17 protein-coding genes are annotated in these 22,738 nt (G+C 39.1%); 7 read left to right on the top strand and 10 right to left on the bottom strand.

Annotation, left to right across the window (positions count from 1 at the left end; genetic code table 11):
- Positions 1 to 154: 154 nt before the first annotated feature.
- Positions 155 to 1,804, bottom strand: coding sequence for an electron transfer flavoprotein-ubiquinone oxidoreductase (locus tag H4J61_RS11140; RefSeq protein WP_182138045.1), 1,650 nt, complete (start codon positions 1,802 to 1,804; stop codon positions 155 to 157).
- Positions 1,805 to 2,094: 290 nt separating this feature from the next.
- Here H4J61_RS11140 and H4J61_RS11135 point away from each other — a divergent pair, with 290 nt between their 5' ends.
- The 4 genes from H4J61_RS11135 to H4J61_RS11120 all read left to right on the top strand — a co-directional run bounded on the left by H4J61_RS11135 (position 2,095) and on the right by H4J61_RS11120 (position 5,269).
- Positions 2,095 to 2,847, top strand: a complete 753-nt coding sequence (locus tag H4J61_RS11135; RefSeq protein WP_182138044.1) for an electron transfer flavoprotein subunit beta/FixA family protein — start codon at positions 2,095 to 2,097, stop codon at positions 2,845 to 2,847.
- Positions 2,844 to 3,770 carry an electron transfer flavoprotein subunit alpha/FixB family protein gene (locus H4J61_RS11130; RefSeq protein WP_182138043.1) on the top strand — a complete coding sequence of 309 codons (927 nt, stop codon included), beginning with the start codon at positions 2,844 to 2,846 and terminating at the stop codon, positions 3,768 to 3,770. Before H4J61_RS11135 ends, H4J61_RS11130 begins: the two co-directional genes overlap by 4 nt.
- Positions 3,771 to 4,051: 281 nt before the next feature.
- Positions 4,052 to 4,450 carry a stress response translation initiation inhibitor YciH gene (locus tag H4J61_RS11125; RefSeq protein WP_182185077.1) on the top strand — a complete coding sequence of 133 codons (399 nt, stop codon included), beginning with the start codon at positions 4,052 to 4,054 and terminating at the stop codon, positions 4,448 to 4,450.
- A 30-nt stretch (positions 4,451 to 4,480) separates the two neighbouring features.
- On the top strand, positions 4,481 to 5,269 hold the full coding sequence (locus H4J61_RS11120) for a response regulator (RefSeq protein WP_182138041.1): 789 nt from the start codon (positions 4,481 to 4,483) through the stop codon (positions 5,267 to 5,269).
- A gap of 73 nt (positions 5,270 to 5,342) precedes the next feature.
- Here the strand turns inward: H4J61_RS11120 and H4J61_RS11115 are convergent, their stop codons facing one another.
- Positions 5,343 to 6,908, bottom strand: a complete 1,566-nt coding sequence (locus H4J61_RS11115) for a sigma 54-interacting transcriptional regulator (RefSeq protein ID WP_182185076.1) — start codon at positions 6,906 to 6,908, stop codon at positions 5,343 to 5,345.
- Positions 6,909 to 7,229: 321 nt separating this feature from the next.
- On the opposite strand from H4J61_RS11115, the gene megL reads away from it, so the two are divergent.
- Positions 7,230 to 8,447 carry a methionine gamma-lyase gene (gene megL / locus H4J61_RS11110; protein WP_182185075.1) on the top strand — a complete coding sequence of 406 codons (1,218 nt, stop codon included), beginning with the start codon at positions 7,230 to 7,232 and terminating at the stop codon, positions 8,445 to 8,447.
- Positions 8,448 to 8,622: 175 nt separating this feature from the next.
- On the opposite strand, the gene H4J61_RS11105 is transcribed toward megL, so the two are convergent.
- The 3 genes from H4J61_RS11105 to topA all read right to left on the bottom strand — a co-directional run bounded on the left by H4J61_RS11105 (position 8,623) and on the right by topA (position 13,185).
- On the bottom strand, positions 8,623 to 9,054 hold the full coding sequence (locus tag H4J61_RS11105; protein ID WP_182138038.1) for an HIT domain-containing protein: 432 nt from the start codon (positions 9,052 to 9,054) through the stop codon (positions 8,623 to 8,625).
- Positions 9,055 to 9,160: 106 nt separating this feature from the next.
- On the bottom strand, positions 9,161 to 10,093 hold the full coding sequence (ylqF, locus tag H4J61_RS11100; protein WP_182138037.1) for a ribosome biogenesis GTPase YlqF: 933 nt from the start codon (positions 10,091 to 10,093) through the stop codon (positions 9,161 to 9,163).
- Positions 10,094 to 10,485: 392 nt separating this feature from the next.
- A complete protein-coding gene (topA, locus tag H4J61_RS11095; RefSeq protein WP_182185074.1) occupies positions 10,486 to 13,185 on the bottom strand; it encodes a type I DNA topoisomerase in 2,700 nt (899 codons plus the stop codon).
- 398 nt (positions 13,186 to 13,583) lie between these two features.
- On the opposite strand from topA, the gene H4J61_RS11090 reads away from it, so the two are divergent.
- Positions 13,584 to 14,690, top strand: coding sequence for an arginase family protein (locus H4J61_RS11090; protein WP_182185073.1), 1,107 nt, complete (start codon positions 13,584 to 13,586; stop codon positions 14,688 to 14,690).
- Positions 14,691 to 14,791: 101 nt separating this feature from the next.
- Here the strand turns inward: H4J61_RS11090 and H4J61_RS11085 are convergent, their stop codons facing one another.
- Complete coding sequence (locus H4J61_RS11085; RefSeq protein WP_182185072.1) at positions 14,792 to 17,014, bottom strand: Ig-like domain-containing protein; 2,223 nt, start codon at positions 17,012 to 17,014, stop codon at positions 14,792 to 14,794.
- Positions 17,015 to 17,467: 453 nt separating this feature from the next.
- Here H4J61_RS11085 and H4J61_RS11080 point away from each other — a divergent pair, with 453 nt between their 5' ends.
- Positions 17,468 to 18,802, top strand: a complete 1,335-nt coding sequence (locus H4J61_RS11080; RefSeq protein WP_182185071.1) for a dicarboxylate/amino acid:cation symporter — start codon at positions 17,468 to 17,470, stop codon at positions 18,800 to 18,802.
- A 208-nt stretch (positions 18,803 to 19,010) separates the two neighbouring features.
- Here H4J61_RS11080 and kdsA read toward each other — a convergent pair whose 3' ends face one another.
- The 4 genes from kdsA to H4J61_RS11060 all read right to left on the bottom strand — a co-directional run bounded on the left by kdsA (position 19,011) and on the right by H4J61_RS11060 (position 22,726).
- Positions 19,011 to 19,853, bottom strand: coding sequence for a 3-deoxy-8-phosphooctulonate synthase (kdsA, locus tag H4J61_RS11075; RefSeq protein ID WP_182138032.1), 843 nt, complete (start codon positions 19,851 to 19,853; stop codon positions 19,011 to 19,013).
- A gap of 37 nt (positions 19,854 to 19,890) precedes the next feature.
- Positions 19,891 to 21,153: a DUF819 domain-containing protein gene (locus tag H4J61_RS11070; RefSeq protein WP_182185070.1), complete on the bottom strand. Its 1,263-nt coding sequence runs from the start codon at positions 21,151 to 21,153 to the stop codon at positions 19,891 to 19,893.
- Positions 21,154 to 21,240: 87 nt separating this feature from the next.
- On the bottom strand, positions 21,241 to 22,041 hold the full coding sequence (locus H4J61_RS11065) for a tetratricopeptide repeat protein (RefSeq protein ID WP_182138030.1): 801 nt from the start codon (positions 22,039 to 22,041) through the stop codon (positions 21,241 to 21,243).
- A gap of 310 nt (positions 22,042 to 22,351) precedes the next feature.
- Positions 22,352 to 22,726 carry a SirB2 family protein gene (locus H4J61_RS11060; protein ID WP_182185069.1) on the bottom strand — a complete coding sequence of 125 codons (375 nt, stop codon included), beginning with the start codon at positions 22,724 to 22,726 and terminating at the stop codon, positions 22,352 to 22,354.
- Positions 22,727 to 22,738 lie beyond the last annotated feature (12 nt).

Below are 22,738 nucleotides of genomic sequence, written 5' to 3'. Positions count from 1 at the left end.
CGGCATTGAAAAAGCACTAAAGTAAACTTTATAATTGTAAAACCCCATTTTATAAACATAAAAAACCTGCAATTGCAGGTTTTTTTTGTTCAAAAATAGCGATATACACAATCACATCAATCTGAACGAGTGGCTAATCATCCGTTTTGTATTACTACATATTAGGATAATTAGGGCCACCGGTGCCTTCGGGTGTTACCCAAGTAATATTTTGGCTCGGATCTTTTATATCACAAGTTTTACAGTGCACACAGTTTTGCGAGTTAATAACAAATTTATCGCCGTCTGTTGTACTTTCAACTTCATATACCCCTGCAGGACAATAAAGTCGCGCTGGCTCACCATATTTGACTAAGTTAACACCAATAGGAATACTGCTATCTGCTAACTTCAAGTGGCATGGCTGCTCTTCTGCATGATTAGTATTTGATAAGAATACTGATGACAGTTTATCAAAACTCAATTTATTATCAGGTTTGGGATAATTAATCACCGGCACATCTGCGGCTAGTTTTAGTTGCTCATGATCTAAGCTGTCATCTTTAAAGTTGAACGGTAACTTACCACCAAAGAAGTTTTGGTCGACTGTGTTATAAGCGCCACCTAAAAAGGTGCCAAACTTGTGCATAGCTGGGCCAAAGTTACGTGTCTTATATAATTCGTCATATAACCAAGAATTTTGATACTTCTCTGAAAAACTGGTTAAATCTTTGCCACCTTCATCACCTGTTAGTAAGGCATCAAAAATAGACTCAGCCGCCAACATGCCAGACTTCATCGCAGTATGGTTACCTTTGATTTTAGCAAAGTTAATGGTACCCGCGTCACAACCTACTAATACCGCACCTGGCATGGTCATTTTAGGTAGTGAATTAAAGCCACCTTTAGCCATTGCTCTTGCGCCATATGATACACGCTTGCCACCTTCAAGATATTGGGCAATTTTAGGATGATGCTTGTAACGTTGAAACTCATCAAACGGACTTAAATGCGGATTGCTATAACTTAAATCAACAATTAAGCCAACAAAAACTTGGTTGTTTTCCGCATGATATAAATAACCGCCACCGTTAGTGTCTTTCTCAAGCGGCCAACCAGCAGAATGCACCACTAAACCTTCTTGGTGCTTTTCAGGGGCAATATCCCAAATTTCTTTAAAACCTAAACCGTAATGTTGTGGTGATTTATCAGCATCTAGGCCAAATTTAGCGATAAGTTCTTTGCCTAAATGGCCACGACAGCCTTCAGCAAAAACCGTGTATTTTGCTTTTAGCTCCATACCCGGCATAAACGAATCTTTAGGCTTACCTTCTGCATCCAATCCCATATCACCGGTAGTAACACCACCAACACTGCCATCGTCATTATAAATAATGCTATGTGCAGGGAAGCCTGGGAAAATCTCCACGCCCAACTCTTCAGCCTGTTCGGCTAACCAACGACAAACATTGCCCATACTAACAATGTAGTTACCGTCATTGTGCATAGTTTTAGGGACACTAAAGCTAGGTAATTTTATCGCACTCTTTTCGCCATTAAATAAATAAATATCATCGCCGGTAACAGCGGTATTTAAAGGCGCACCCTTTTCTTTCCAATCAGGAAATAATTCATTTAATGCTCGTGGTTCAAAAACTGCACCAGAAAGAATATGAGCGCCAACTTCAGAGCCCTTCTCAACTACGCAGACCATAAGTTCTTGTTCTTTTTCTTGTGCAAGTTTCATTAGTTGACAAGCAGTCGACAGGCCTGCAGGACCCGCTCCAACAATTACAACATCAAACTCCATTGATTCGCGTTCCATAACATCTCCCATCATTTAATTATTATATGAAATATTCAAACACACGTTTGATTTTCAAACACCTGTTTGATAATATCAAACATTATAGATATATTCGTGTTAAATACTATCTTGTATTGCATTAATTAACGATAATATTTATTTAAACACGATTTGACTGACCATATCGACAGAAGACGTTGACGTAAACGTCATCTGCAAGTAGTCTTTCAAGCCATAATTATAGCGTTAAGTTGAATTAACTTTAGTTTAACCAAGATTACCTACAACCAACATAATCAGAGGCAACGATGAAAGTATTAGTACCCATCAAACGCGTTATTGACTATAACGTAAAAGTACGTGTTAAAGCAGACAATTCAAATGTCGATCTTGCTAATGTAAAAATGGCAATTAACCCTTTTTGTGAAATTGCTGTTGAAGAAGCCGTTCGTTTAAAAGAAGCGGGCATAGCCACTGAAGTTATCGCCGTATCTATTGGTAATAAATCTTGCCAAGAACAGTTGCGTACAGCCCTAGCCTTAGGTGCTGACCGTGCTATTCAAATTGAGACAGATGAAAGCTTAGATTCAATTAACGTTGCTAAACTATTACAAAAAATAGTGGAAGAAGAGCAGCCACAACTGGTTATTCTAGGTAAGCAGTCAATTGACAGCGACAACAACCAAACAGGCCAAATGTTAGCGGCACTTACCGGCATGTCACAAGGTACATTCGCCTCGGCTGTAAGCATTGATGGCGATAAAGTTAATGTCACTCGTGAAGTTGATAGCGGTTTGCAAACTCTAGCCTTAACTCTACCAGCTATTGTCACCACTGACTTACGCTTAAATGAACCTCGTTATGCCTCATTACCGAATATAATGAAGGCCAAACGCAAGCCACTAGTGGTAAAAGCGGCCGCTGATTTTGGTATTGATTTAACCGCACGTACTAATTTAATTAAAGTTACACCACCTGCTGAACGCAAAGCCGGTATTATTGTTGAAAGCATTGATGAATTAGTAGAAAAATTAAAAAATGAAGCGAAGGTGATCTCATGAGCATTTTAGTATTTGCCGAACACGATAATAGCGAATTAAAAGCCGATACACTAAAAACTGTTGCAGCAGCGCAAGCTATTGGTGGAGATATTCATCTTTTAGTGGCTGGTCACAACTGTCAAGCCATTGCTGAAGCAGCAAGCAAGGTTAATGGTGTTTCAAAAGTGTTGGTCGCTGATAACGCCGCTTATGAACACCAACTGGCTGAGAATGTTTCATTATTAGTGACTGAACTTGCCGCAGATTATAGCCACATCATGGCGACAGCACTGACAACGGGCAAAAACTTTATGCCACGTGTTGCTGCCTTATTAGATGTTACGCAAATTTCAGATATTATTGCCGTAGAAAGTAGTGACACCTTTGTCCGTCCTATATACGCTGGTAATGCCATTGCCACAGTGCAAAGTTTAGACAGCAAAAAAGTAATTACTGTTCGCTCTACCGGTTTTGACGCCGTTGCAACCGATGGTAATGCTGAAATTATTGCTCTAGACAAGGTCACTGATGCCGGCATTTCTAGCTACGTAAGTGAACAACTTTCAGTTTCAGAAAGACCTGAACTCGGTGCGGCAAGTGTGATCATCTCTGGTGGTCGTGGTATGCAAAACGGCGAAAACTTCAAGTTACTTGATGGTATAGCTGATAAGTTAGGCGCAGCCATTGGCGCTTCTCGTGCCGCGGTTGATGCTGGCTTTGTACCAAACGATATGCAAGTGGGTCAAACAGGTAAAATTGTTGCTCCTGACTTATATATCGCCGTAGGTATTTCAGGTGCTATTCAACATTTAGCCGGTATGAAAGACTCTAAAGTCATTGTTGCGATTAACAAAGATGCTGAAGCACCAATATTCCAAGTAGCTGATTACGGTTTAGTGGCTGATTTATTTGACGCTTTACCTGAATTAGAAAGTAAGCTTTAAGCTCACTTTATTCTCTGTATAATAAAACCACTCGAGCAGTGGTTTTATTTTATCCAAATTTTAGCCGTAGGGCCAGTTCCATTAATTGTCTGCTCTACTTTATATGCAGGTAACATCACCAAATACAAAGAATTTATTTAATAACGACTTGTTTAGGGTAATAGGCTACTGCATTGCTTAATAAGCGACATTGGTATAGCGATAATGATTAAATAAACAAGCTAGTAGTGGCTTGTTTTAACCAATAGAAATGATCAGAAATTAGTGAGATTGGTACAACTATGACAAAAAAATTTTCTAGCCTAAGTGACTTAGCTAGTGCCTTTGGTAAAAGTATCGACGATACAGCCCCTAAGCAAAATAGTCACCATCAAGCTTTGGTCTATTCAACGGCTGACGGAAGAATATCACCAGCTAAAAGTACGACAGTTACGCCGTCAGACGGTTTTGCAAAAGTACGTCGAGAAACTAAAGGCAGAAAGGGGAAAGGTGTTATCACCATTACCGGTTTAGGTTTAGATAATAAAGCCTTAAAAGAACTTGCCAAAAAACTTAAAAAAACCTGTGGCACTGGCGGCAGCGTAGTGGGTGACGTAATAGAAGTTCAAGGTGATAAGCGCGAAGAAATAAAATTAGTGCTCGAAAAAAGTGGCTTTAAGGTCAAATTTATTGGTGGCTAAGTAATCAATTAAAAACTATAGAGTAATATTATGAATCCAAATGAATTATCTTTACTGGTTGTTGAGCCTTCTGACTTACAAAGAAAAATTATAATTAAAGAGTTAAAACAGCTGGGTATCACCCAAGTATCAGAAGCTAAAAACATTGCTGAAGCTTATGACAGTGCCGAAAAATATCCACGTGATTTAATTACCAGCGCGATGTATTTTGATGACGGTAGTGCGATAGAATTGCTGCATAAAATAAGAAATAACCCTGCTATTGCTGACACACCTTTTATGCTAGTTACCAGTGAGAGTCGCCTGAAAAAATTAGAAGAGTTTAAGCAATCTGGTGTTATTGCTTTATTACCAAAACCTTTTACTTCTGATCACTTAGCAACAGCAATAAACACGACCATTGATTTATTATCAACCGATGAGCTAGAACTTGACTACTTTGATGTTCATCAAGTGCGCGTTTTGCTCGTTGATGATAGTCGCCTAGCCAGAAATCATATTAAACGCGTATTGAACAACTTGGGTTTACTGAAAATAACCGAAGCCGTTGATGGTAATGAAGCCATTGCCTTATTAAAAGAAAATATGTATGACCTCGTCGTTACTGACTACAATATGCCAGAAGTCAATGGACAAGAGCTAACCCGATATATTCGCAGTGAGAGCCAACAATCACATATTCCCATACTTATGGTAACGAGTGAAAGTAGTCAAACCCACTTAGCGAATATACTTACTGAGGGCGTTACAGCTATGTGCGATAAACCATTTGAGCCTAAAAACGTTAAACAAATTCTCTACAAAATACTAGAAGATTAAATCATCTTCACAACGGTTACCCATAGATATTAGTGATTCGGTATTTGGCATTATTTATTAGTTATTTAGTTATTTAGTTATTAATGCCAAACTGCCTTAATTTCATGGCAATTTTGTTATGTGATACCTTTAATCGCTCTGCCAATTTGCGCGTTGTCGGATAATAAGGATATAAAGCGCTAATAAGCTGCTGTTCAAATTTTGCTTGCGCACTTGCCCAATCCTCCAGCTCGTTTTCTACTTTAAATTCAACCACACCAGTGACTTCGGTTTGTTTAAATTGCGCTAACGCGACGCTGATATTTTGTGCAGAGATATCACCATATTCATTCAGTGCTACCGCCCTAAACAGCACATTTTGTAATTCTCGAATATTGCCGGGCCAAGGATACGATGAGAGTAATTGTATAGCACTTTCATCAATTTTCGGTTGCTGCAAGTTCATTTGTGTTGCCGCAAGCACCACAAAATGGCGCGCTATTAAGGCAATATCTTCGGCACGTTCACGTAATGGCGGCGAATTTAAATTCAGCACATTTAAGCGATAAAACAAATCCTCCCTAAATTTGTGCTGACTTATCATGGCTAATAAATCTTGATGAGTCGCGCTCAGTACTCTAACGTTGGCCTGTAATTCTTTGGTGCCACCGAGGCGACGAAATTTAAAGTCTTGTAAAAACCTTAATAGTTTAGCTTGTAAATAAGGTGACATTTCAGCAATTTCATCTAAGAATAAAGTGCCGCCTTCCGCCAACTCAAGTAAACCCGGTTTACCACCCTTTTGCGCGCCCGTAAAAGCACCATTTGCGTAGCCAAACAGCTCACTTTCAAGTAAATGTTCAGGTAACGTTGCACAATTTACCGCTAAAAATGGCGCTTGTTGACGTTTGCTCGCATTATGTAAAGCTCTGGCAACAAGCTCTTTACCCGTGCCTGTTTCACCATTAATTAATACCGGCAATTCCAATTCAGCAAAGCGAGCTGTTTGTTCTTTAAGTAATTGGATGCTAGCAGATTGACCAATAATATTATCAAGTCCCTGAGCATCTCTAGTTTGCAGTATCGAAATTTGTCGACCTAAACTGGTGATTGATTTTAAGGATATAACGGCACCAGAGCTGTTTTCTTGTTCACTGATCGGACTAATTTCTGCTAAGTAACTTTGCCCCGCAATATCAACATTTTGCGAGCTAATTTTATCCAATAAAGGCAAAGTGATTTCTATATCAAGTAAGCGATTAACTTTAGCTCCTTTGAGTTGCTCACCGAGTAATGGCGACACCCCTTTGTGGCGTTGATGATTCACCAATAGCTTTTCACTGGCTTGATTTAATGCCATCACACAAGCGTTTTCATCAATATCAATAATAGCATCAGGAAGACGATTCACTAATGCCCTTAAATGCCGTTCTCGACTTTCTGAGGGTAATAAGTCGACTGCCCGACAGTGATCAACTCCGGCAACGCTCATTAATGCTTTTTTTACTTTATTAAAACTAATGGCACTTTTGGCCAAATGCACAAATATAAATTGTGAGCTTACTTCCATTGCTTGAATGTCTAGCGCCAAACCAGTAAAAGTTGCCAATATTTCTTGGCTAATACCCATTCGGTCTTCAGATTTTATTTCTATTCGCACCTAAACTCCTCATCAATACCATACACATCTAGTTTTGTAATAATTATATTACATCGTAATATAATTATTACAACAAACAAACCTCAAGCAAAGCTATAGCCAACAAGGCTTTCTTGTATATTTTAACTTATTATCTTTATTAGCTACAAGGAGTTTGTAATAAATATATTACAAACTTTTTGTTAAACATAATTAAAAAAACATAAGTCACTGATAAATAAGAAAATAAAAAGATGGCAATATAATTGCTACATAACTATTAATAAGTGACTGACTTACAGCTAACAACAATAATAATTCTCCCAAAGATAAAGGTATCCCATGTCAGAAAGTAAACATATTGAAACTCAAGCGATTCATTCAGGCCGTATTAATGACGAACAATTTGGTTCATTAGCTACGCCACTTTATCAAACCTCTACTTTTATCTTCGACAACGCACAACAAGGTGCTGATAGGTTTGCAGGTAAAGCTGAAGGCTATATATATAGCCGTTTAGGTAATCCAACAACTCGACAATTAGAAATGCGAGTAGCCGCAATGGAAGGCATGGAAGACGCCGCGGCCACGGCTACTGGTATGGGCGCTGTCTCTGGCGCTTTACTGAGTAATTTATCTTGTGGCGATCATTTAATTTCATCAAAAGCGGTTTATGGTTGTTCATTTGCTTTAATGAATCATCAACTTACCCGATGGGGTATTGAAGTTAGCTTTGTTGATATGGCAAACCCTGCAGAGATTGAAGCAGCTATAAAATCCAATACAAAAGTCATCTTTTTAGAAACACCGGTAAATCCAAACTTAGCGGTATACGACTTAGCCATGATTGGTGAAATAGCGCAAAAACACAATATTATTTCTATCGTCGATAACACCTTTTTAACGCCAGTATTACAGCAACCGGGAAAGTATGGCATAGATATAGTAGTGCATAGCGCAACAAAATATTTAAACGGTCATGGTGATGTGGTTGCTGGTATTATTTGTGGTACTAGTGAAATGATCATGATGATAAAAATGACGGTACTCAAAGATATTGGCGCAACCATGAGTCCACATGATGCATGGTTGATCATGCGAGGCCTTAAAACCTTACCTATTCGTATGGAACGCCATTGCAGTAACGCTGAAAAAATAGCGAAATTTCTAGAAAGTAATCAGCAAGTCACGCACGTTTATTATCCAGGCCTAAAAAGCCACCCGGGACATAAATTTATCGGCTCGCAAATGAAAGCAGCTGGCGGTGTTATTGCTTTTGAAATTGATAGTGATTTAGCCGGTGGTAGTGATTTTATTAACCGTATGCAGTTATTTTCAATTGCCGTCAGTTTAGGCGATGCAGAGTCTCTTATTCAACATCCTGCGTCAATGACACATTCACCTTATACGCAAGAGGAGCGTTTAGCCGCCGGCATCAGCGATAGTTTAATTAGAATATCGGTTGGTCTTGAAAATGTTGATGATTTAATTGCAGATTTGAGCCAGTCTCTTGCCATGATGAAGCAATCGTCTGTTGCAAAAAAAACCTGTATAGCTTAGTTAAGCTGATTTAGGCTTGCACGATTATACCCGCTGCACTTCAAATACTGGTTTGTCTCTTGAAATATAGCGGATAAATACAAGAAGCCTTAATACACTGAGTATTAAGGCTTAGTTATTTTAAAACTTAGTTATTTTAAAACTTAGTTATATTAAAGCTAAGCTATATTGAAACTTAGTTATCAGATAACAATATGGCTGATAGCTTAGGTATTATGCGACTTTTGATAACGTCTAGTTCGCTATCTGTATAAGGTGTTAGCGCTTGCTGCCCCCAAATAGGCTTTGGCCAACAGGCATCTTTTTCATAACGCACTATGTGGTGTAAATGCAATTGTGATACTACATTGCCTAAGGCTGCCACATTCATTTTGTCACCTTTAAATTCCTGCATAAGCACTTCACTTAGCATGCTTGATTCATTTAATAGCTGTTGCTGTTGTTGCCAATCAAGTTGATATATATCCTGAATACCATCGACTTTTGGCACTAAAATGAACCAAGGGTAAGCACTGTCATTACACAGTAATAAACGAGAAAGTGGAAAATCAGCCATAACAAAGCAGTCATTGGCTAATTGTGGATGTAATTTAAATTGCTCACTCATATTGCTACCTTATCTTAATCTTATAACTAAACTTACTGATTAAACTTACTGATTAAACTTATCACTAAATTTTTAATGCTAAGTTTAGTAATGAGCTTAGTTAATACTAACGTTTATTGCGGCGACCTCGGCCTCTGGCGAGTTTTTTGGCTTCTCTGGCAGCAACTTTGTCTGCTTCAACCTTATCAAAATGCACCACCTCTGCTATCACCATTTCTGGCGTTTCAAAGGATATGCCGCCTAAGGTTTTATCGCGAATTTCATTAATTAATATTTCAGACGCTTTGTGAAAGTCAATGTGTCCGCCGCTTTTAACACAACCACGACGTTTACCTATCGCTTCAATTAACTCAACTTCTTGTGCTGGCAGCTCCTCAATGGCGTAACGCTCTTTTAAACGTTCAGGGTAAGCAGCCAATAAATATTCAGCAGCAAAACAAGCAATTTCTTCATGATCAAATGCGGTGTCTTTCACTGCGCTGGTGATCGCTAAACGATAACCACTATTTTCATTGACTATTTTCGGCCAAAGCATACCTGGGGTGTCATATAAATATAACCCCTCATCTAAACGTATTCTTTGCTGGCCTTTGGTTACCGCAGGTTCATTACCGACTTTAGCCTTAGCTTTACCGACTAGGGTGTTAATCAAGGTAGATTTTCCCACATTAGGGATCCCCATGATAACGGCATTAATTTGCTTACCGGCTTCATCTTTATTAGCGGCTAATTTTCGAATTAAGTTGGGAAGCGTCTTGGCAACTGATGGCGACTCTGTGGTTAATGCAATCGCTTTTACGTTATGCTGAGACTCTAAATAGTTCAGCCATAACTCGGTGACTTTAGGATCAGCTAAGTCTGATTTATTTAAAATTTTAATTAATGGTTTATCACCACGAATTTCAGTGATCATGGGGTTTTCGCTACTAAAAGGTAAACGCGCATCACAAACTTCAATCACCACATCAATTTGTGGTAAAATTTCTTTAATTTCTCTTTGGGCTTTATGCATATGCCCCGGGAACCAATTAATCGCCATAATAAATCTTTGATAAAATAAAACAGATTTTATCACTGATAATAATGAAAAGCTGTTGAAACTCGACATTGTTTTTGACATCGCCATTTTTTGACATCAACGCACATGAATGTACGAATGTCGTGAAGCTATTTTTTTATAGGGATAAAAGTTATCAAAGTAATGCAGGAGCAATTACTGAGATGGCGATGAACCGCCATATGAACACGGCATTGCCGGCAAGGATTTTGGAACTTAGTTTTTTCTAGCACAAAAAAACGCTTATAAGCTCAAACTGAGTGTTTATCGTGAACATAAAAAAAGCGCTCTAAGAGCGCTTTTTTTTGTAACATTACTGCCCTATTCTACTTCAAAATACCGTTTCAGCATTTTGAAGTAGAGCAGTTATCTATTTAGGCTGTTTTTTTCGCCTTAGGCTTAGGCTTAGCTTTAGCTTTAGCTTTAGCTTTAGGTTTTGCTTTGGCTTTTACTACTTTTTTCTTAGCGAGTTCTTCAACCCACTTATCATCAACATACTTAGCATTCCAACCCGTTGCTTTGCCTTCAACTTCAGTCATAACATATTGTGACTTAGTTTTTCGACTATAACGAACAACCGCTAAGTTGCCTTCTGGATCTTGCGCTGGTGCATCGGCTAGGTAATAGAATTTTTCTGAAATTCTATCGCGAAAACGCGCTAGCTCAGCCACTTTAGGTGCTCGTGTTTCCCGTGATTTAGGGAAGGTATTAGCCGCTAAAAAGATACCGGCTGCGCCATCACGTAACACAAAGTGTGCTTCAGACTTTTCACATGCTAATTCAGGTAATTGTACTGGGTCTTCTTTGGGTGGCGCAGCTTCGCCACTGGCTAATAACTTACGGGTGTTTTTACACTCGCTGTTAGTACAATCAAAATACTTACCAAAACGGCCTGATTTTAACTCCATTTCAGCATCACAACGGTCACATGCTAAAATAGGTCCGTCGTAACCTTTAAGTTTAAACTCACCGGTTTCTAATTCTAGGCCGTCACATACTGGATTATTACCACAAACATGCAATTTGCGTGTTTCGTCAATCAGGTAACTGTCCATCGCCGTGCCACATTTCTCACAACGGTGCATAGCACGTAACGCTTCAGTTTCTTGATCTTCAGCTAAGACACTAACCGCTTCTTCACCAGGCGTTAAGTTCATGGTAGTAGTACAACGCTCTTTCGGTGGTAATGCATAGCCAGAACAGCCTAAAAACACACCCGTTGAGCCAGTTCTAATACCCATTTTACGACCACAGGTTGGGCAATCAATATCGGTTACAATTGGTTCGTTATTACGCATACCACCTTCCTCAGAAGGCGTGTCGGCAAGTTCTAGCTGTTCGGTAAAGCTTTTATAGAAGCCGTTTAATACATCTTTCCAGTTACTTTTACCTTCAGCAACTTCATCTAACTCCTGCTCCATATTGGCAGTGAAGTCATAATTCATTAATTTTTTAAAGCTACCCGATAAGCTATCGGTAACAATTTCACCCATTTTTTCGGCATAAAAGCGTTTTTTATCTAAGCGCACATAACCACGATCTTGAATGGTAGAAATAATTGACGCATAAGTCGAAGGACGACCAATTGAACGTTTTTCTAACTCTTTGACTAACGATGCTTCACCAAAACGCGCTGGTGGCTTAGTAAAGTTTTGCGATGGATTTAACTGTTGAAGTGTTAACACTTCACCTACGGCTAAATCAGGTAGATGGGTGTCATCACCTTTTGATAGTTGCGGGTGAACACGTGTCCAACCGTCAAATTGCATTACACGCCCTTTCGCTTTTAAATCAAAGCCAGAAGCATCAACGGTAATGGTACTTACCGTGTAACGTGCTGCCGTCATTTGACAAGCCACAAATTGGCGCCATATTAGTTCGTATAACTTTTTCGCGTCCGCATCAACATCAGTAATAAAGGCCGCTTCAAGCTTAACGTTTGATGGACGAATAGCCTCATGCGCTTCTTGAGCATTACCTTTACTGGTATAAACTTTCGCATTTTCTGGTAAATAATTTTCACCAAAATTATCAGTAATATAACCTCGACAGGTTTCAACCGCATCTTTACTTAAGTTGGTCGAGTCGGTACGCATATAAGTAATATGACCCGCTTCGTATAAACGTTGCGCAAGCCCCATAGTACGTTTAACACCAAAGCCTAATTTAGTACTAGCCGCCTGTTGCAACGTCGAGGTAATAAATGGTGCTGACGGCGTACTTTTTGACGGTTTGTCTTCACGTTTACTTACCGTGTAAGGTGATGAGGTTAAAACGGCTAACGCTTTGTTAGTATCGGCTTCGTTAGTTGGCTTAAAAGCTTTGCCATGGTCATGAGTAACATCTAATGCAAAGTCGCTACCTGTAGAGGTTTGCGTATCAGCACTAACTTCCCAATATTCTTTTGGATCAAAAGCTTTAATTTCACGCTCTTTTTCCACGACAAGTTTAACGGCAACCGATTGCACACGACCAGCTGATAAACCTCGAGCTACTTTTTTCCACAATAATGGGCTGACCATAAAGCCAACAACACGATCGAGAAAACGTCGTGCTTGTTGGGCATTAACCCCAGGCATGCTTAATTCGCCTGGTGCAGAAAACGCTTGTTGAATGGCGTTTTCAGTAATTTCATTGAAAACTACGCGCTTAAATTTAGCGTCATCGCCACCAATAATTTCTTTTAAGTGCCATGCAATTGCCTCACCCTCTCTATCCAAATCGGTTGCGAGATAGATGGTATCTGCGGTACTGGCAAGTTTGATTAATTCAGCAACAACTTTTTCTTTGCCTTCCAATATTTGATAATTCGCGGCCCAATCGTTATCAGGATCAATACCCATACGATTAACTAATGCGAGTTTGTCGCGTTTAGCTTTATATTTAGCTTTCGCCGCAGGCGCCATTTTTCTTACTTCAGCAGGAGATTTTGCCGCTACTTTTTTACCCGTGCTACTATGCGGTAGATCACGAACGTGACCCACACTAGATTTAACAATAAAATCTTTACCAAGGTACTTGTTAATTGTTTTCGCTTTGGCTGGCGATTCCACAATTACCAGAGATTTTGCCATATTATTTTATATTCCTACTAAGCTGACGATGTCAGTTGCGTCACAGTTTTTTGCATTGAATAACTTAATATTGCGCGAGCAAAACATTAAGAAAAAATTGCCTTCGTGAATAAAACTGAGACGTAAAATTAAATTTGAGACTGAAATTACTATTAGATATATCTGTAAATTAGCGAGCTGACAAGCAAAAAATTTTATATATATGCCTTTTTACAACTTTTAGCTATAATGACGCGAACTTTTCGGCGCCATCATAATCGACTTTTTAGCAAAATTTAAGGGCTGAAAGCGAAATAACTGCACTTTATGGCCAGTATTAACAATTTTTTACAATCACTCCAGGTAGTTTGCGTTCATTTAAGTGAATTTCAATACCTTTTAATAGGAAGAGAATATACATGACAACTTCATGGTCAACATTTAAAAATAAAATCAACCAGTGCTTATGTCCACCAGGAAACGGCGTTTTTACCGTCAACACTGCCAAAGAGCGTAAAGAGCGTTTGCATAAAGCCTTATTTGGCCAATCAAACGATATAGAGTCACTATGGCAGCAAAGTATTGAAAAACTGCCACAGTCGACTAATGCGGTTATTCTCGGCATTGCTTCAGACTGTGGTGGTGGAATTTTGCGTGGTGCTAACTGGGGACCTTTATTTGTTCGCTCAACATTGTTAGAACAATACCCTGATTTAAATGCCTTTGATTTAGGCGACGTGCGCGTTATTCCGCATTTGTTACATGATAAATATCTTAATGAGGCAACCATTGCCAATTGTCGAAAAGCGCTTTATCAAGATCAGAATAGCGAGTTTCCTGTTAGCCCGTTATCAATCACAGAAGATGTATTACACGACTTTTATGCTGAATTTCCTAACAAAGGCATATTTGGTATTGGCGGTGATCATTCTGTTAGTTACCCATTAGCAAAAGCCTATTTACAAGCGAAGAAAAAACAAGGCGTGCGTGCGGCTATTATTCACTTTGACGCCCATACCGATTTATTGGTTGAACGTTTAGGTATCGACTTGTGCTTTGGCTCGTGGTGCACACATATTTTAGACGACTTAACTGAACGTCGTGATTTAATTCAAATCGGTATTCGCTCAAGTGGCAAACCTAAAGCACATTGGGAAAACACTTTTGGCGTTAAGCAACATTGGGCACATGAACTTAAAGAGCAAGGCGTGGAAGCGATTATTGAAAAAATAATCAAGCAATTAAAAGCGGATAATATCGATGAAATTTATGTTAGCTATGACATTGACGCACTCGATGAAACCTATGCAGCAGCAACAGGTACACCAGAGCCAGATGGTTTATCACCCAACGAGTCAATGCAAATATTGCGCGCTATCGCCGCTCAGTATCCAATTACCGGCGCCGACATGATGGAAATTGCCCCCTTCACCGACAGCACAGGTTTAGGTGCCGTCAGCCGTGATAAAACCTTGGCCGCAGGTGCAGAGATTTCAGCTTTCTTGATTGAGGAAATGAACAAATAGTCTTGTCTAACTTTAAAAATGTAAGTTGACTTAGTTTCTTATAAAAAAAATATAAAAAAGCCGTTCAATAAACGGCTTTTTTATTTCTTAGACTAAATCGATTAATCCTCTACAGAGCAGTCACCAACCAGACCAAATGGCGATATCAAGCCAATACCTGAAGTGGGAGGTGTAATATCTTCATTCAATACATCTGAGGATAATACAGGTAATGAAAAACGTGTTTGTGCCGAATTTTCTGTACCGCTTACTTTTGCACTTACGATAAGATTTACATCTACCCATGTTGCAAAACTCTGCGCATAACGGATATCAATAATAGCGTGTCCAAATTCATCGGTAATCACGTCACCCGTTGCTGAAACTACATTTCCTGGGGTTAACATCCCATTACCATTAGTATCTTCTCCAACATCTAATATGCCATCGATATTGAGATCTTCATTTGGACAAGGTGGCATTGTTGAGTAGCTAGCGCCCCAAAAAGAAAACTCTCCGTTTTCATCTGTAACCTTTACCCACTCACCTTTGTAGTAATTGTTTGGAACTGCTGAAACTTTTAGTACAACTCCTTCCTGTGGTGTAGAGTCGACATCGGTTACAAAGACAGAATATTGTTTGTTATAAGTAGTTGTTGTTGGCTCTTGTAATTCATTACCCGTCCCCAAAGCAATAAATAATTCGCGATCTGCAACTGTCAAATTTACAGTATCTGTTTGCGATGGAGTATCTTGCACCGTCGCAATAATCGACACACCATCTTGAGCAGAAACTGAATTCGAGGTGTATACTGTACTTGCGCTACCATTGCTATCTGTTACTGCCGTTGCCGGTAAAATATTACCGCCACTAGTATCGGTTAAAGTAAATTCAATTGTTTTTCCTTTAACCAAATTACCATTAAGATCTTTCGCGATAACAGAAATAGTTGATGTATCACCATTAGGTGCAATTGAGCTAGGTGAAGCTTGAGCTGAAATACTATTGACACTTTCAGCAACAAACTCAAATTCTAATTGATTACTTAAAGTAATACCGCCAGTGGTTCCTGTTACTGTCACTAAAGCTTTGCCCGCACTAGTTGAAGTTAAAACTGTAGAAACTTTCCCATTTATGGTGGTTTCAGATCTTGAACTTAATGCACCTCGCGTTGTAGTAAAGTTAACACGGGTACCGTCTGCAATGGGTGTATTAGACTGAATCCATGTAAGATCTATTGAAGCACTGTTAGACAGTAGAACATCAGGTAAGGTATCAGTTCCTGGGACAACTGCTCCTTGACCGTTGTCAAAACTACTAAATAAGAATGAATCAGCTTGAACAGTGACATCATGATTAGTAGTAACTCCAACAGCGTTAGCCACTATCGTATTCGTACCACCAGATATACCTGTTACAACAAAACTTGCTTGGCCAGTAAGATTCGTAACAACAGAGTCTACAATTGTAATTGCTGCTACTTCGCCCGATGCTGGAGGTGTCAAAGACAAAGCAACAGTTGTATTAGGAATTCCTATACGTTCTGAATTTAAAACTTGAATAAAAAAACTACTTTCGTCATTAATCGCTAATGACGACGAACCTGTTAAATTAATGCTTGTTCCTGTGACTTGAACATTAACAGTGTCCATGACTTGCCCACTTTGCGAAGTAATAGTGATAATTCGGTTAGTAGGTTCATTGTTAGTTTTCAATATAGCAGTGGCTTGACCATCGGTGCCAGTAACAGAATTAACAATTTCAATTTGTCCTGAAGTTGCGCTAAAAGTAATTGTTACGCCTTCAACAAGATTATTATTAATATCTTTTGCTATGGTGGTTAATGTAACTTCGTCATTACCACTGGATGCTATTTGCTGACTACTGGCAAATAAACTAATTTCACTAGCAACTGGAACACCAACAACGCCACCATCGCCTGCACTATCAAATGTTACAGGTATGGAGTCTATCCCATCCACAGAGGCTATAATTATGCCAGAACCACTGTTAGACCCAGCCAATAAAGTTATAACGGCTTGACCTTCAGCATTTGTGCTACTGGTACTAACATCTGTAGCAAAACTTGCCAGAACTGCATTATCAATTGAAAATGTTACAAGCTTACCTGAGACTGCCGTTGTACCTTTCTGCACAGTTGCGGTTAAAATTGCCGGTGTCGCTTGAGTAAGGTTCTTGTCCGAAATAGCTAAAGTAATAGTTATAGTGTCTGGTGTACTACCATCACTGCCATCTGGGGTTTCGTCAAATCCACCAGCACTGCCTCCACAACCGACTAACATTGCAAATATTAAAACTAAACTAAGGCGTTGAAATAGCGCCATAAAAAGGATCTCCCTATATTTTTATTATCAATTACTTCAATAATACCGAATTATTACAAAAAAGTCAGTGATTCACATAAAAAATACAATTTATCTAGAGTTGGTGGTTTTCAGGGAGTTATCTATTAAATTTACGCCAATTAAATCAGACGAAATGCTATTTTTCATTGAGACAAATAGCTAGGCAGCTATGAAATTTTTCAAGCAAAGTGGATATAGTAAAAAAAGTTAAACAACTTAACATACGCACCATAAAAATCTTTTTTTGTAGTTAAGCTCGTCGCATCGCATATTAACGCCAGTCATTACCTTTTATCTACTTAGCTTAATTAAAGAGCAAAAAAACCGGCAATAAAAATAATCTTCTAAAATCAACAGCCCTATGCTTTAAACATTTGATTTCTGCTCGTCGCAACAACATAATAAGGCATCGCTCAATAAAATAAGAAAAATATGGCTGAAAAAAAGCAAGCAAGTTTAACTGCTCGAATTGTTACCGGTATGATTGCGGGTATTCTCACTGGCACAATTTTACAATGGTTGATGCCTGATGGCTCTGATTTCGTTATTCCTCTATACCTCTTTGATTTTTCAGTCCGCGGCTTTTTAGTTGATGGTGTTTTTGAAGTTATTGGCCAAGTATTTATTTCTAGTTTACAAATGTTGGTCGTACCTTTAGTGTTCGTTTCGTTAATTTGCGGCACTTGCTCACTAAAAGATACCACTAAGCTAGGTCGCATCGGTGGTAAGTCTATAGGCTTATATTTACTCACAACGGCTATTGCGATTAGCTTTGCTATGGGTTTAGCTTTACTTGTTAGCCCTGGTGAAGGCGTAAATATGACGGCGGGTACAACCTTTACCAGTCGAGAAGCCCCTTCACTTGCTCAAACCCTTATTCAAATGTTCCCAAGTAATCCATTTGCCTCATTTGCTCAGGGCAACATGCTGCAAGTTATTATTTTTGCTTTATTATTTGGTATCGCCATTGCACTTTCTGGCAAACCGGGCGAGCGTGTTGCTGCACTTTTTGAAGATATGAGTGTTGTAATTATGCGCCTTGTTACTATCTTGATGAACATTGCGCCCTATGGTGTATTTTGTTTATTAGCCGGCTTATTTACTGACGTGTCGTTAAGTACCTTTGGCAATTTGTTGGGGTATTTCTTTGTGGTGCTTTTTGCATTATTACTGCATGCCTTTATCACTTATCCTGTTTTACTTAAGTTATTTACTGGCTTAAATCCATTAATCTTTTTAAAGAAAATGCGTGATACCGCTATTTTTGCATTTTCAACCTCAAGCAGTAATGCAACTTTACCCATTACCTTAGAGACAACAACAAAGAAAATGGGTGTTAAGAACTCCATTGCTTCATTTACTGTGCCATTAGGTGCCACCATTAATATGGACGGTACGGCAATTATGCAGGGTGTTGCTACGGTATTTATTGCACAAGTATTTAGCCAAGACTTAACGCTTACTGATTATTTAATGGTGATATTAACAGCGACATTAGCATCAATTGGCACGGCGGGTGTTCCCGGTGTTGGCTTAATTATGTTAGCTATGGTGCTAGAGCAAGTCGGTTTACCTGTTGAAGGCATTGCGCTAATTATTGGTGTAGACCGCTTACTAGATATGACACGTACCGCGGTTAACGTGACGGGTGATAGTATGGTAACGGTTATTGTCGGTAAGTCTGAAGATCAATTTGATGAAGCGGTGTTTAACGACCCTAAAGCGGGTAAAAATATCGAAGATATCGACTTTCACCACTTGAAATAACCATTAATCATGGCACTACTCATATAGAAAAAGGGCGCTTAATAGCGCCCTTTTTCTTTGTAGTCAATATGTTGAGTAAACGATGTGTTGTTGTGACTAAAAGTAGTTACTGGCAATTGCTACTAACTTAGTAAGCTCAACAATAGCTAATTAACCTAGCGCCACTTTATAACCCACAATCTAAGCCGTACTATCTAAATTGAAGTATCTACCCTGTAATGAGCGGTTCAAAGCCTTTAACTAGCTCGTCTAACGCTTTCATTTGTGCTAAATAAGGTTCAAGTTTATCTAAGGGTAACGCGCAAGGGCCATCGCACTTTGCGTTTAATGGATCAGGGTGCGACTCAATAAATAAGCCTGCAATACCAATAGCCATACCACTACGGGCTAATTGCGCCGCTTGTGCACGTCGGCCATCAGCTGAGTCTTCTCTACCACCTGGGCGTTGTAAGGCATGCGTGGCGTCAAACATAACGGGCGCATAGCTTTTCATCTCATCCATGGCTAACATATCAACAATTAAGTTATTGTAACCAAAGCAACTACCACGCTCGCAAAGAATAATGTCTTCGTTACCGGCTTCGGCAAACTTATTGATGATATGACGCATTTCATGGGCAGCCAAAAATTGTGGCTTTTTCACGTTAATAATCGCACCGGTTTTTGCCATGGCAACCACCAAATCAGTTTGACGTGCAAGAAACGCAGGTAACTGAATAATATCAGCCACTTCCGCAACAGGTCCAGCTTGATAAGGTTCATGTACGTCAGTAATAATCGGGACATTAAATGTCGACTTAATTTCTTGAAAAATCTTTAAGCCTTCGTCCAAACCAGGGCCACGATATGCGCTAACCGACGAACGGTTAGCTTTATCAAATGAGGCCTTAAATACAAAAGGAATATTGAGTTTTTGGGTTACTTCAACATAGTGCTCGGCAATGGTCATGGCTAAGTCTCTCGACTCCAGCACATTCATACCACCAAATAATACGAAAGGTTTATCGTTGGCGATATCAATATCGCCCAGTGTAATTAATTGCTTTGTCATAATATTTCCAATATTTATCTATAGATTAGCGGCGATTCTAGCTGCCAATAATTCTTAACAACTGGCCACATAACCATGCCATATAAGTGCCTAATGCATAACCAAAAACGGCTAACAAAACCCCAACAGGTGCTAATGACGGATGAAATGCCGAGGCAATAACGGGTGCCGATGCGGCGCCGCCAATATTAGCTTTACTACCCACAGCTAAATAAAATACTGGCGCTTTAATGTACTTACGTACTGCAAATAATAAGCCTATGTGCACGGCCATCCATATTAAGCCAATCACCATATATTTAGGCGCTTCAACAATTTGCGTAATATCCATATGCAAACCAATAGTAGCGACTAAAATATAAAGAAAACTACTACCCACCTTTGAGGCTCCTACCGCCTCTAGTTTTCTGACTTTAGTAAAGGAAAGTGCTAAACCGATAGTGGTCACTAATACGATGATCCAAAATAATTTACTGTGTAAGCTAAATTTCTTCAACTCAGGATAGCTGTTTTGGAAAAAGGGTACTAAGTAATCAGCCGCTAAATGTGCCAAACCGGCAGCACCAAAGCCAACGGCTAAAATGAGCATATAATCTTTTAGTTCAGGTTGTTTTGAATTTTCTTGGGTTTCGGCTTCAACTTTTTCAATCAATCGATCAATGCTTGAAGTATCTGCACCATTTTTTGCATCAATTCGCTTATGGTTCGCCGCCATATAAAGCAAAATGGCCATCCAAATATTGGCAACAACAATATCTACCGTCACCATAATGGTGAATATTTTACCATCAGCACCGTAAATTTCTTTCATAGCAAGCATATTTGCGCCGCCGCCAATCCAACTTCCCGCCAGCGCTGCCATACCTCGCCATACCGCGTCTGGGCCTGAAACCCCAATTAACTCAGGCCATACAGCTGAAACAATTAATAATGCTATTGGCCCACCTATGATTACGCCAACGGTACCGGTTAAAAACATAATAATGGCTTTACTACCCAGGCCAGCAATAGCTTTAATGTCGATACTAAGCGTCAATAAGACTAAACAAGCGGGTAATAAATAATATTTTGCCACTTCATCAACTTGACTGACTTCAGCACTAACAATACCAAAAGTATTTAAAAGCGATGGTAACAAATAGCACATTAACAGTGCGGGCACATACTTATAAAATGAGCGACAAGCTGGGTTACTGCTGCTTGAGGTATAGAAAACAAAGCCTAAAATTAGCGCTAGAATTCCAAGTACTGTTGCGTCGTTGGTGATCAATGGCATGCTAGCCACGACTGAATCTTGCATTACTTATCCTTATGATTTTTCAAGTTACGTTATTATTATTATTCTTATAAATGACGCTTAAGCCGACTTTTTAACCGGTAAGTTTTGTTAATGCAATATGGTATCTGCAATTGAAATTTTATCTAACTGAAGCTTTAATAGCTGCGCCGCAGGATCTTTGGGGCATTGCTCAACAAAGTATTGGTAATCATCATAGGCGACTTTAAAACAATCAAGTTGATGTAATAAAAAGCCACGGTCGCGACGTTCAAAGGGATCATTTGGATTCAGTGCCAATAGCATATCCACACATTTGAGTGCGTTATCGTAAGCCTGTTCTCGTATAAAAGCCGCTTTTAGACTCGTGATATGTTCAAGCACTAGGCTTTCTTGTTTCATTATATCTAGCGTGACTTCAAATGGGTCACCTGAAATTTCACTCATGCGAGTATCAAGCTCGTGCCAATTTAACGACTCGCCGGTAACGGGATCAAGAATAATGGCGTAACTGTCATCACAAATAATTCTTAACATGGCTTTTTCTGGTACAAAAACAATGTCAGTCTGACAATCACAAGCATTGGCTACATAGGCAATAAGTACCGATTTTAAGATAGGTGAAACCAGTTTATGCGTTAACGCTGATGACACCTGATATGACATTACTGGCCAATTTTGTTGCTGTTTATCAATAAAAAGTTGATCAATAAACAAGGCATTAATCAATACCTCAGCACGTTCAATGGGATCTTTAATTTCATCAGTCTCACCTTGGCAATAACCCACTAGGTCATCCAGTTCAGTTTGAACAGCCGTTTTTTTGCCAAAAATAAACTCTTCTATTAATAAAAAAGTTTGTAATAGTTCATTTTCTTCAGATTTAATTTCTGATAACAATAAATCGTTCATGCATACTCTATTAGTGTTTAATACTTATACCAATGCCAATAAGTTTCTTGCCACTTAGCGAGATTTAAAAGCTTAGAAACAAGGCATTGGTTAGAGAGAATGGTTATTCCATTTTCAAAATCAATAACGTAGGCTGCCAGCTTTTTCAACTCACCCTTGGGAGTTTACAGCGCTTCGATAACCGCCTATAACTTCCTATAATTCCCTGCATATAGCATATTCTATATGCAAAAAATCAAACTTGTTCTCAAACCGCTAACAAGCTCTGAGTGGTAACTAACTTAATGAATTTGGTCATGATTTTAGCCGTTTATAAGCCAGCTAAAAATACGGACTCCTTGCTTATGGCTAGACGAACAATCAGCATTACCCAGCCTATTGCGCCCAAAAAGCCAATAATTTGCATAGCGCGATTTCGCGCCAATTTCAGGGTGTAGTAACCGGTAAAAATATAAGCAAACACGGCAAACAGTTTTTCGGCAAACCAGAGTTGTTCTACTGGATTTATCGCTAGCTGAACCGATAACGCGACCCCAAGACCCAGTAATAAGGTATCGATAATATGTGGGGCAATTTTCAACCATTTCAAGGTTAATTTATTTGAATTAGCTAAGGTTAAGGCAAAACGAAAAGTAAAAAGTAAAACACTGATCACCGCAATGGTCATATGTAAATTTTTAAGCATGATGAACTCCGT

Source organism: Colwellia sp. MB3u-4, assembly GCF_014077065.1.
Lineage (GTDB): Bacteria > Pseudomonadota > Gammaproteobacteria > Enterobacterales > Alteromonadaceae > Cognaticolwellia.
Note: the sequence above shows the minus strand (reverse complement) of the source record. Positions and strands in the feature narration are given on the sequence as shown.